Origin of the sequence: Loigolactobacillus zhaoyuanensis (genome assembly GCF_003946385.1) — a bacterium.
GTDB classification, from domain to species: domain Bacteria; phylum Bacillota; class Bacilli; order Lactobacillales; family Lactobacillaceae; genus Loigolactobacillus; species Loigolactobacillus zhaoyuanensis.
In genome coordinates this window covers 1-11,305 of sequence record NZ_RHOE01000068.1, presented here as the reverse complement: position 1 = coordinate 11,305, position 11,305 = coordinate 1, and the positions used below count along the sequence as shown (strand labels likewise).

Here is an 11,305-nt window from a genome sequence, read left to right as displayed (position 1 = left end):
AGAACACATAAAATAGGCAAGATCCAGTGAGAAGCAACACCTGAATTAAGTTCGATTCATCCGTGAACGGTGATTCCATATATTAATCGTCATCCCCCCTTGAACATCCGGTTTTGAACTTGGGTTTCATGGAACTTTAGACGTTACCCGTAGTGTATTCCAATTTACTTGCTTAAGCAAATAAATTGACCGCTAATATTTAGCCAATAAAAAAATCAGCCTCCGTTAGGAAACTGATGCTTGTAATTCAGTCACTTCTGCCGCACTCAGCGCGCGGTAGGTCCCCGCAGCTAAGGTAGGATCTAACTGCAAGTGACCCATTTGCCGCCGCTGCAGCGTTAGCACTTCTTTCCCCACTGCTTGAAACAAACGCTTCACTTCATGAAATTTGCCTTCATGCAGTGTCACTTCAATTTGACTTTGATGCTGCACCTTATCCACCGCTAAAATCTGTAACTTTGCTGGCGCAAAAGTGTTGCCGGCTTTAGTTGTGAGCCCAGTAGCAAACCGCTGTTGATCTGCAGTTGTGACCACCCCAGCAACTAAAGCACGATACACCTTGTCCACCTGTTGGCGCGGGCTAAGTAAGCGATGGGCTAATTGACCATCATTAGTTAAAATCAACAAGCCAGTCGTATCCTTATCCAGGCGGCCGACGGGAAATAAATCGGCCCGCTGCTCCGCTGGTGCCAATAAATCGATCACCGTTCGTTGCTGTGGATCAGTGGTGGCAGATAGCACCCCAGTCGGCTTATTCAACATATAATAATAAAATCGCTGGTAACTGACCATTGTGCCTGCCACCTGCACCTGATCAGTTTCTGGCACAACTGTTGCTTTACTACTACTGACCACGACAGCATTAATCTGGACTTGTTTGCCGCGGATCAAGCGCTGAACTTCTTTGCGACTGCCGACCCCCGCATGAACTAAAAATTTATCTAAACGCATTGTTTACTCCCTTACTTGATCCGTAAACGCCGGCGTAAACCAGCAATACGACTACCCAGCAATTGATCACCTAAACGACTTTTCAACACCAAATAGCCGTATAGTGCTGCGCCAACACTGGCCACAATGACGATCACCAACATACTCTGTACACGACTAGCTGGATTCAAGAATAGATAAAGTACTTGTTGTAGCCCAATGCAGACCGCGTACATCACTAAAGCAAATAGCAATGTTTCCGAGAAAAATTTAACGATCTCAGCGACTTTTAAGTGGAACATATTATTTAACGAATTCATCATCAAATAACTAGTTACCATGAAGGCGATCGCGGTCGCCACCAACGGCCCGAAAACTTTAAATAAATAGATCATCGGGTACTGGATCACTATTTTGACGACCAAACCAACAACAAAGTAGGCGATTGCTAAACGATTTTGGTACAGTCCTTGTAGCATAGCTGCCAACACAGTGAATAAACCGAGCACGATCGAAGTATACGCGGAGAACTCTAATACCAACGTACCGGTAAAGTCGTAACCGTAAAAAATCGTGTACAGCGGCTTAGCAACAGCCGCCATCCCAATTGCTGCTGGGATCATAATAAAGAAAAATAATTCGATCATATTATCCACTTGGTCACGAACATCATGGAAATCGCGCTTAGTGTAAGCTTCCGATAACAACGGAATCGATGTGACCGCCATTGACGCCGCTAAAGAAACGATGATCATGATCAATTTGTTGGCATTAAATGCAAATAAAGCGTACAAGCCGTTAAACGTCGCCCGCGTCCCTACCACGAAATCATCGATCATATTGAAGAAAGTATATTGATCAACTAACGAGAACAACACGATCCCAGCATCTAAAATAATAAACGGAATCGCCTGCCGCACCATTTCCAGCAGCATATCTCGTGTAGAAATATTCAGCTCGTTGGCACTATTTTCAGCTAAAACATCCCATTCTTTGCGTTTGCGCGCGTAATACCAGGCTAAGATCAGTAAACTGGCTATCGCACCAATAAAGGCCGCAAAAGTTGAATGAGCTACGGCGGTCACATAATTACCGTGGACCACTTGCATGATCCAATAAGTTGCGGCCAGCATATAAATAACCCGCGCAACTTGTTCAATAAATTGTGAAACGGCTGATGGGGCCATATCCTGATAACCTTGAAAAAAGCCCCGTAACAAACTCATCATTGGGATAACTAACAGTGGCCAGGCCAATGAACGAATTACTGGAATGGCGTCTTTATCCCCAGTGGAGATCACTGGCGCCAGTAAATATAGCGCCGCCGCCGACACAACACCCATAAATACCATTAAATACATACCGCTACGAAACAGCTTATGCCCAGTTTTGTATTCATTCATCGCGTTGTAATGCGAAACTTGCTTAGCCACCGCGCCAGGAATACCAGCGGTTGAGATAATTAAAAAAACACTATAAATATTATATCCGATCGCAAATAAGGCATTGGCTTGACCCCGCTCGCGACCAAACCACATCATCCACGGAATCACATACAAAGCACCTAGTACCCGTGAAAACATACTACCGGCGGTCATCCACGCCGAGCCACGTAACATTTTTTCTTTTGATGTAGCTGTATTTTCTTCCGGCTGCTTCGCCATAATCATATCCCTCGCAAACTAAGTCTTGAATTTCCGTTACTTGCACGCCTTATCTTTGACGTTTCACGGCAGAAGCTTCTATAATGAAGTTGAATTAAGTAAAACCATATTTTTGATCAGCGTGGTCGCAGCCAGCAATGACCAGCCGCCACGCCAAAAATTTTGGCATAAAAATCATCCACTATTGTGGAGTAAAGGTGGCGATCTTATGCAGCACGCAACGTATTTAGTCGCAGTCGATGGTTCGAAAAATGCCGAACGCGCATTTCAAGCCGCAATCGATCTAGCAACCATAACCGGCGCACAACTGACCATTCTTTATATCATTAATGATCGCGGTTACGATAAGCAGCGCTTCGAAGCTGAATATTTACGGCTGATCGAAGCCGAGCATCAATTAGCTAAAGAATTGCTCACCACTTATCTCAAATCCGCTCAGGACCAGCATGTCGTCGCGCAACAAGCGCTACAATATGGCTACCCTAAGGAACAAATCGTCACTTACAGCCGCGATAATCAGCCAACTGACCTAATTTTCATTGGTGCGACTGGTAATAATGCCTTTGAAGACGGTGAGCTTGGCGCCACGGCCAGCTACGTGATTCGGCACGCGACCGCCAACGTTTTCTTAGCCAAATAAACTCGACTAGATTTAATTTTATCATTTTCAGCAACGATTAGATACTATGAAAAGTATGCTCAAATAGCAAAAAGAAGGTTCTGAATTTTTTCAGAACCTTCTTTTGTTGTGTTAGGCTATAAAATCACGCTGCAGTTAGTGGCTACTATTATTGTTAAGCCATTTATTTTAGCTAGACTAGCGTGGTAGCTAACTGATTTTCCCGCGCTAGTTAGCGACAATGTTAACTAACTTATGCGGTACGGCAATCACTTTACGGACTGTTTTTCCAGCAATGAATTCTTGAACTTTAGGATCCGCTAAGGCAATTTTTTCCATTTCTTCCTTAGCGGTATCCTTACTAAGCTTGATCTTAGAACGCAATTTACCATTGACTTGCAACACGACTTCAACGGTGTCTTCCACCAATTGAGCAGCGTCATAAGTTGGCCAAGCCGCATAAGTGATGCTATCCTCATGGCCTAATTTTTGCCATAATTCTTCAGTAATATGCGGTGCGATTGGATTAAGCATCTTAATAAAGCCTTCCACATAAGCCACCGGTAAAATTTCTACCTTGTAAGCTTCATTAACGAAGACCATTAATTGGGAAATCGCCGTGTTGAAATGCAAATGCTCAAAATCGACAGTCACTTTTTTAACCGTCTGATTATAAACCTTGGTCAAAGCATCATCGCTAATCGTCGTCACACGATCGCGCAATTCATCTTCATCATCGATAAATAAACGCCAAACGCGATCCAAGAACTTACGGCTACCATTTAAGCCTTCATCGCTCCAAGCAATCGAAGCATCCAACGGACCCATAAACATTTCATACATACGCAAGGTATCAGCACCATACTCAACCACAATATCGTCAGGATTGATTACGTTACCCTTAGATTTCGACATTTTTTCATGATTATTACCTAAGATCATCCCTTGGTTATACAACTTTTGGAATGGCTCTGGCGTTGGCACGACACCGATATCGTACAAGAACTTATGCCAGAAGCGAGCATACAATAAATGTAGTACCGCGTGTTCAGCGCCACCAATGTAAAGATCAACCGGTAGCCACTGCTTTAATTTTTCAGGATCAGCGATCATTTCCTTATTATGTGGATCGATATAGCGCAAGAAGTACCAAGAACTGCCGGCCCATTGTGGCATCGTGTTGGTTTCACGCTTACCTTTACGACCATTCTCGTCAACCACATTGACCCAATCCGCTACATTAGCCAAGGGACTTTCAGTGCTACCAGAAGGCTTGACATCGTCCGTTTTCGGTAAGATCAATGGTAATTCATCTTCTGGGACCAAAGTGGTTTCGCCATCTTCCCAATGGATCACTGGAATTGGTTCGCCCCAATAGCGCTGGCGTGAGAAAATCCAATCGCGCAAACGATAATTAACTTTGCGTTCACCGATACCCTTTTCTTCTAGCCAATCCAACATTTGCTTGATCGCATCCGTTTTATTTAAGCCATTTAAGAAATCAGAATTAATGTGGGGACCATCTTCAGTGAAGGCCGCTTCAGCAACATTACCACCTTCGATCACGGGTTTGATCGGTAAATCAAAGGTCTGGGCAAACTCATAATCACGATCATCATGCGCAGGAACCGCCATGATCGCCCCAGTACCGTAAGAAGCCAAAACATAATCGGCGATCCAAATGGGGATTTGTTCACCATTAACTGGGTTAAGCGCATAGCTACCTGTAAAGGCACCTGTTTTCTCTTTAGCTAAATCAGTCCGTTCCAAATCACTTTTCTTAGCTACTTCAGCTTGATAAGCCGCAACTGCGTCTTTTTGACCTGCTGTGGTTAATTCAGTGACCAAGTCATGTTCGGGTGCCAGTACCATGTAAGAAGCGCCAAACAGCGTATCTGGCCGTGTGGTGAAGACTTCAATTTTAGCATCAGCATGTCCAGCGACGTTAAAGGTAACGCTGGCACCTTCAGAACGGCCGATCCAGTTGCGTTGCATTTCTTTGATGCTTTCTGGCCAATCGACCAAATCAAGATCATTCAATAACCGTTCAGCATAGGCAGTGATCTTCAACATCCACTGGCGCATTGGAACGCGGTAAACCGGGAAGCCGCCCCGCTCGGTTTTGCCATCGATCACTTCTTCATTAGAAACAACCGTGCCACCCAATAAGTCAGGTGCCCAGTTAACTAACACTTCAGATTCGTAGGCTAAGCCTTTTTTGTACATTTGTTCGAAGATCCACTGCGTCCATTTATAGAAGTTAGGATCAGTTGTGTTAACTTCGCGACCCCAGTCGTAAGAAAAGCCTAATGAATTAATTTGCTTGCGGAACGTCTCGATGTTTTTGCGAGTAAAACTAGCCGGTGAATGGCCGGTATTCAACGCATACTGTTCAGCTGGTAGTCCAAACGCATCCCAGCCCATCGGATGTAACACATTGAACCCTTGCATCCGCTTTAGCCGGGCAATGGCATCCGTTGCTGTATAACCCTCTGGATGACCAACGTGCAGGCCTTTACCGGATGGATAAGGAAACATATCCAACGCATAAAAATTCTTTTTATCTGGATCTTCGGTTGTTTTAAACGTATTATGCTGCAACCAATACTGATTCCACTTACGTTCAACCACTTTGTGATTGTAACTCATGATTTAACTCTCCCTCTCTACTTCGCAATTAAGGTGGTTTATTAGCTAACTACGCTAATAAACTTTGATGCTGCGGACGATGGCCATTCAACTACGGCAAAGTTCGCCAAGTTGAAACATGGCTCTACTTCGCAATTAAGGTGGTTTATTAGCTAACTACGCTAATAAACTTTGATGCTGCGGACGATGTCCATTCAACTACGGCAAAGCCCGCCAAGTTGAAATATGGCGCTACTTCGCAATATAAGAAAAAAGCCCCACAGGAAATAATTCCTGTAGGGCGAGTGGACCGCGGTGCCACCTACATTTTGCGCAAAACGCAACACTTTGCCGTAACGCGGCACACGAACCGACCTACTCAACTTCAATCGATCATTCCAAGGTGAGTTCACTATTACAGGCTACGATTTCACATCAACCAATCGCTTGCTGGCCAGCCGGATAAATAGCTACTACTCCTCATCAACATTTCTTATCAATACTCAAATCATACCAAAAAGAATTTTTGAATTCAAGACAGTTTCACGGCAACATGGTACACTATTCTTATTTAAACCGCTTTTTATCAAATTACCGGCCATTAAGGAGCTTATTTATATTGATACAATCACGACAACGGCGCCTATTAAGCTATAGTCTCGGCGCTTATTTTATTTTTGGTGTTTTATTCTACTTAGTTTGGCAACAAACGCCGTGGCTGAACCAGCTCGACCTGCAAATTAATAGTTGGTTCACCGGCTTGCGCTCAACGTGGCTAAATCCTGCCATTATTGCCCTAACCAACTTTGGTAATCCTGGAAATAGTGTCCTGCTAAATGCCGTGATCTTAGTCGGATTATTGATCTTCCCGCAGCGCCAGTTAGCGCTATACAGCTTAATTAATATTTCGTTAGTTGGTGGTCTCGGCAATCATTTCATTAAATTGATCGTGCAGCGTCCACGCCCGACCGCAATCGAACACTTAGTTTATGCTGGTGGCACCAGCTTTCCCAGCGGTCACGCCGCTGGTAGCATGGCCTTGTTTGGCGCATTGATCGTGATCACCTATTATTTAGTTGCTGACCCAATCAAACGCCGCATTCTAAATTGTTTGTGGGGCGTGCTGATTCTATTGATCGGACTCAGTCGCATTTACATTGGCGTGCACAATACCAGCGACGTTTTAGCTGGCTGGCTGTGGGGCTTCGCTGGACTGAATCTTAGTTGGTGGCTATTTTTAAAATTAAATTTGTTCCCGTCAGTTAAAAGGTGATGCTTAGGCGTTACCTTTTTTTGTATGGCGGTCCGTCAATAAATTGACCAGTAAGGCTATGATCATCAAGCCTACCGAAACATAATAGATCACGTGCAAGCCGCTATAAAGAATACTGCGTAAAATCGGTAATAATTTAGCTGGTAAATCAACCGCAGTTTGTGGATTGACCAAACGATTCATCATATCGCTAGTCACACCTTGACTATGATAATGCTGAACACCACTGGCTAAATGTACGTTGATCACGATCCCATAAACAGAAACCATTAGCGTTTGGCCCAGTGTCCGACACAACGTATTAAACGATGTCGCTACGCCAATTTGATCTTGACTGACAGAATTCTGTGAAACGACTGTAGTGGTGGTAATCGTGACTCCAAAACCCAGTCCAAGAAACGCAGCAATCACCAAGAATAAAGAAAATTGCGTTGTTTGCGGAACTAGCGCCAGAATAATACTGCCCAGCGTTAACAATAATAAACTCCAAAATAGAATCAGGCGCGGTCGATATTTAGCTAACAAACCGCCGGTAATAAAGGAAGCTACCACCCACATCAATGAACTAGGCGTGACAACGAAACCACCCATCGAAGCTGGCAGCCCTAGAATTCCCTGCATCCACATTGGCATGTAAACTTCGAAACCCATTAAAAAACCACTGACCAGTGCAGCCACAATATTCTGTACATTGAAGGTACTATTTTTAAATAATTCCAGCGAAATAATCGGATCGGCTACGTTCTTTTCCGTGTGAATAAATAGCCAAAAACACAGAATGGCTAAGCCGAATAACCCGATCAACATGACTGAAAACCCTTGTTCCATTACTTGGAAAGCGTACATGATCGACAACAAGGTCAACATCAGCCAGACACTGCCCCAATAATCGATCGGCGCTTTAGTGACTTTACGTTCCTCATCTAAGTATCGCCAAATCAGCCAAATTGTAACCAAACCAATTGGTACATTTAAGAAAAATATCCAATGCCAGCTTAGTTGTTCAACAATAAAGCCACCCAATAACGGTGCCACCACTGAAGCAATCCCCCATGCGGAACTATTAAAGCCCAATATCTTAGCTCGTTTCTGGATCGGATAAATATCAGCAATAATCGTAAAGGAAACAGGCATGATCGCACCAGCACCGATTCCTTGTAACGCACGAAAAATGATCAACGTCATCATATTTTGCGCCAGACCACATAGCGCCGAACCCAAAATAAAAATAGCTAAACCAGTAATAAACACTGGCTTACGGCCAATTCTGTCCGCTAATTTTCCATAAATTGGCGTCAACATCGCATTAGTTAATAGATAGATCGAAAAAATCCAGTTCATCATGTTGATGCCGTGTAGATCTCCGACAATGGTCGGCATTGCGGTTGAAACGATCGTACCTTCGATTGCTGACATGAACGTGGCAATAAAAATGGCGACTGTAACTACCATCACGTTCGTTTTATTTTTATGCATACACTCTTCCCCTCATACTTCGCTAACTAATCATTCATAGACCTCTAAACAACGAACCGCATAAAAAATGACCCTCACCAAATAACTTGGTAGAGGGTCGCCTCTTATACTCGTTAATCTAATTCTTGGTGTAACGCCTCAACTTTATCAAGTCGTTCCCAAGGCAAATCAACATCTGTACGCCCAAAATGACCATAAGCAGCCGTTTGTTTATAAATCGGCCGCTGCAAATCTAGCATTTGGATGATCCCTGCTGGTCGTAAATCAAAAACTTTACGAATCGCAGCAACTAATGCTGATTCTGCTACTTTACTCGTTCCTTGTGTATCAACTGAAATCGAAACCGGCTTAGCAACACCAATTGCATACGCTAATTGTACTTCACAGCGAGTTGCAAAACCTGCGGCAACAATATTCTTAGCAATATAACGCGCGGCATAACTTGCAGAACGATCAACTTTAGTTGCGTCCTTACCAGAAAATGCACCACCGCCATGTTTTGCATAACCACCGTAAGTATCAACGATGATTTTGCGTCCAGTTAAACCTGCATCACCTTGTGGTCCGCCTAAAACAAAACGACCCGTAGGATTAATGAAATATTTGGTTTGATCATCTAATAATTCAGCTGGTACTACCGCCTTAATTACTTGGTCGATCATATCGATCCGGATCTGCTCCAGCGTCGCCTCAGGATCATGCTGCGTGCTGATGACGATCGTATCGACGCGGCTAGGTTTGCCTTGATCATCATATTCAACCGTAACTTGAGCTTTGGCATCCGGACGTAAGTATTTGATTGCGCCAGTTTTACGTAGCTGTGCAACTTTACGCATCAAACGATGACTTAGCGAAATCGGTAATGGCATTAATTCAGGCGTCTCATCAATGGCAAAGCCAAACATCATGCCCTGATCACCAGCACCGATCTTGTCTAACGGATCTTGATCGTGTTCACGCGCTTCAAGTGAATCATCGACCCCCTGAGCAATATCAGGTGACTGTTCATCCAAAGCGACCATAACCGCACAATTATCACCATCAAATCCATACTTAGAATGGTCATAGCCGATACCTTTAATTGTATCGCGCACAGTCTTTTGAATATCCACGTAAGCACTGGTTGAAACCTCGCCAACTACCAATACTAAACCGGTAGTAACTGTGGTCTCAACAGCAACACGTGCCTTAGGATCTTGTTCTAGCATTGCATCCAAGATTGCATCACTAATTTGGTCAGCAATTTTATCTGGATGACCTTCAGAAACAGATTCTGAAGTAAATAAATGTTTTTCACGCATATGAAAAATATTCCCCCTTAAATAATCGGTTACAAGGCACCTTTGTAGTCAAAGCTACAAATCCTTTTGGGAACCTAAATATAAACCATAAACTAGTGTAGCACAGTGACCCGGTCTTTAAAAGCATCCATAAATAAAAAAGTACAAAAGCAAATTGCTTTTGTACTTCTCTATAATCACTGGTATGACGGTCCCAACGGGACTCGAACCCGTGATCTCCTGCGTGACAGGCAGGCGTCCTAACCAACTAGACCATGGAACCATAATTGCGGGAGCAGGGTTTGAACCTACGACCTTCGGGTTATGAGCCCGACGAGCTACCAGACTGCTCCATCCCGCGATAATATAAAGGAGGATGAGAGATTCGAACTCTCGCATGCTTTTACACATCTGACGGTTTTCAAGACCGTTCCCTTCAGCCACTTGGGTAATCCTCCAAGCTGAAAATGACCCGTACGGGATTTGAACCCATGTTACCGCCGTGAAAGGGCGGTGTCTTAACCACTTGACCAACGGGCCATACAAAAACAAAAAACGGAGAAGGAGAGATTCGAACTCTCGCGCGGTATAACCCGCCTACACCCTTAGCAGGGGCGCCTCTTCAGCCACTTGAGTACTTCCCCATAATGGGCCTAAATGGACTCGAACCATCGACCTCACGCTTATCAGGCGTGCGCTCTAACCAGCTGAGCTATAGGCCCATAGTAAAGCGGGTGACGAGAATCGGACTCGCGACAACAGCTTGGAAGGCTGTGGTTTTACCACTAAACTACACCCGCATACTATAGAACAAACTGATATGATGGCGCGGGACAGAATCGAACTGCCGACACATGGAGCTTCAATCCATTGCTCTACCGACTGAGCTACCGAGCCATTTTTACGGTCCCAACGGGACTCGAACCCGTGATCTCCTGCGTGACAGGCAGGCGTCCTAACCAACTAGACCATGGAACCATAATTGCGGGAGCAGGGTTTGAACCTACGACCTTCGGGTTATGAGCCCGACGAGCTACCAGACTGCTCCATCCCGCGATAATATTATATAAGAAACATAGATGGTTTAAAACAACATCCATCAAAGATGGACCCTGTAGGACTCGAACCTACGACCGGACGGTTATGAGCCGTCTGCTCTAACCAACTGAGCTAAAGGTCCAAGCTCTTTAAACCTATCTTATCGCGGCAAAGGGAATCGAACCCCCGACCTCCCGGGTATGAACCGGACGCTCTAACCTGCTGAGCTACACCGCGATAACAGATCTAATCGGGAAAACAGGATTCGAACCTGCGACCCCCTGGTCCCAAACCAGGTGCTCTACCAAGCTGAGCTATTTCCCGAGACTTTTTAACTTGAGCTTATCGCTCAATGCACCCAGTAGGAGTCGAACCTACAACCTTCTGATTCGTAGTC

Annotated in this window: 7 protein-coding genes, 13 tRNA genes, 1 riboswitch and 1 other annotated feature; of the genes, 2 read left to right on the top strand and 18 right to left on the bottom strand. The window is 44.5% G+C overall.

Annotation, left to right across the window (positions count from 1 at the left end):
* Nucleotides 1-225: 225 nt before the first annotated feature.
* Nucleotides 226-951 (bottom strand): pseudouridine synthase, encoded by a 726-nt coding sequence (locus tag EKM76_RS11105; RefSeq protein WP_125550716.1) that lies wholly within the window; start codon nucleotides 949-951, stop codon nucleotides 226-228.
* Nucleotides 952-962: 11 nt separating this feature from the next.
* Entirely contained in the window at nucleotides 963-2,594 is a 1,632-nt protein-coding gene (locus EKM76_RS11100) for a putative polysaccharide biosynthesis protein (protein ID WP_125550715.1), read from the bottom strand.
* Nucleotides 2,595-2,802: 208 nt separating this feature from the next.
* Between EKM76_RS11100 and EKM76_RS11095 the strand changes: the two genes are divergently transcribed.
* Nucleotides 2,803-3,234 carry a universal stress protein gene (locus EKM76_RS11095; protein WP_125550714.1) on the top strand — a complete coding sequence of 144 codons (432 nt, stop codon included), beginning with the start codon at nucleotides 2,803-2,805 and terminating at the stop codon, nucleotides 3,232-3,234.
* 207 nt (nucleotides 3,235-3,441) lie between these two features.
* Here EKM76_RS11095 and leuS read toward each other — a convergent pair whose 3' ends face one another.
* Complete coding sequence (gene leuS / locus EKM76_RS11090) at nucleotides 3,442-5,862, bottom strand: leucine--tRNA ligase (RefSeq protein ID WP_125550713.1); 2,421 nt, start codon at nucleotides 5,860-5,862, stop codon at nucleotides 3,442-3,444.
* Nucleotides 5,863-6,135: 273 nt separating this feature from the next.
* Nucleotides 6,136-6,337 (bottom strand) — a binding site (T-box leader).
* A 123-nt stretch (nucleotides 6,338-6,460) separates the two neighbouring features.
* Between leuS and EKM76_RS11085 the strand changes: the two genes are divergently transcribed.
* Nucleotides 6,461-7,114, top strand: coding sequence for a phosphatase PAP2 family protein (locus EKM76_RS11085; RefSeq protein WP_225417922.1), 654 nt, complete (start codon nucleotides 6,461-6,463; stop codon nucleotides 7,112-7,114).
* 3 nt (nucleotides 7,115-7,117) lie between these two features.
* Here the strand turns inward: EKM76_RS11085 and EKM76_RS11080 are convergent, their stop codons facing one another.
* The 15 genes from EKM76_RS11080 to EKM76_RS11010 all read right to left on the bottom strand — a co-directional run bounded on the left by EKM76_RS11080 (nucleotide 7,118) and on the right by EKM76_RS11010 (nucleotide 11,232).
* Nucleotides 7,118-8,590: an MDR family MFS transporter gene (locus EKM76_RS11080; protein WP_125550712.1), complete on the bottom strand. Its 1,473-nt coding sequence runs from the start codon at nucleotides 8,588-8,590 to the stop codon at nucleotides 7,118-7,120.
* Between the two features lie 113 nt (nucleotides 8,591-8,703).
* Nucleotides 8,704-9,891 carry a methionine adenosyltransferase gene (gene metK, locus EKM76_RS11075; RefSeq protein ID WP_125550711.1) on the bottom strand — a complete coding sequence of 396 codons (1,188 nt, stop codon included), beginning with the start codon at nucleotides 9,889-9,891 and terminating at the stop codon, nucleotides 8,704-8,706.
* Nucleotides 9,889-9,981: riboswitch (SMK box riboswitch) on the bottom strand. It overlaps the preceding gene by 3 nt.
* A 98-nt stretch (nucleotides 9,982-10,079) precedes the next feature.
* Nucleotides 10,080-10,153: transfer RNA gene (locus tag EKM76_RS11070), tRNA-Asp, on the bottom strand.
* Between the two features lie 4 nt (nucleotides 10,154-10,157).
* A tRNA-Met gene (locus EKM76_RS11065) sits at nucleotides 10,158-10,231 on the bottom strand.
* Between the two features lie 9 nt (nucleotides 10,232-10,240).
* Nucleotides 10,241-10,328: transfer RNA gene (locus tag EKM76_RS11060), tRNA-Ser, on the bottom strand.
* 10 nt (nucleotides 10,329-10,338) lie between these two features.
* A tRNA-Glu gene (locus EKM76_RS11055) sits at nucleotides 10,339-10,410 on the bottom strand.
* A 16-nt stretch (nucleotides 10,411-10,426) separates the two neighbouring features.
* Nucleotides 10,427-10,514 (bottom strand) — tRNA-Ser (locus EKM76_RS11050).
* A gap of 4 nt (nucleotides 10,515-10,518) precedes the next feature.
* Nucleotides 10,519-10,592: transfer RNA gene (locus EKM76_RS11045), tRNA-Ile, on the bottom strand.
* 7 nt (nucleotides 10,593-10,599) lie between these two features.
* Nucleotides 10,600-10,670: transfer RNA gene (locus EKM76_RS11040), tRNA-Gly, on the bottom strand.
* Between the two features lie 24 nt (nucleotides 10,671-10,694).
* Nucleotides 10,695-10,767, bottom strand: a tRNA-Phe gene (locus tag EKM76_RS11035).
* 7 nt (nucleotides 10,768-10,774) lie between these two features.
* Nucleotides 10,775-10,848, bottom strand: a tRNA-Asp gene (locus tag EKM76_RS11030).
* A gap of 4 nt (nucleotides 10,849-10,852) precedes the next feature.
* A tRNA-Met gene (locus EKM76_RS11025) sits at nucleotides 10,853-10,926 on the bottom strand.
* A gap of 50 nt (nucleotides 10,927-10,976) precedes the next feature.
* A tRNA-Ile gene (locus EKM76_RS11020) sits at nucleotides 10,977-11,050 on the bottom strand.
* Nucleotides 11,051-11,071: 21 nt separating this feature from the next.
* Nucleotides 11,072-11,145: transfer RNA gene (locus tag EKM76_RS11015), tRNA-Met, on the bottom strand.
* A 13-nt stretch (nucleotides 11,146-11,158) separates the two neighbouring features.
* Nucleotides 11,159-11,232, bottom strand: a tRNA-Pro gene (locus EKM76_RS11010).
* Between the last annotated feature and the right edge of the window lie 73 nt (nucleotides 11,233-11,305).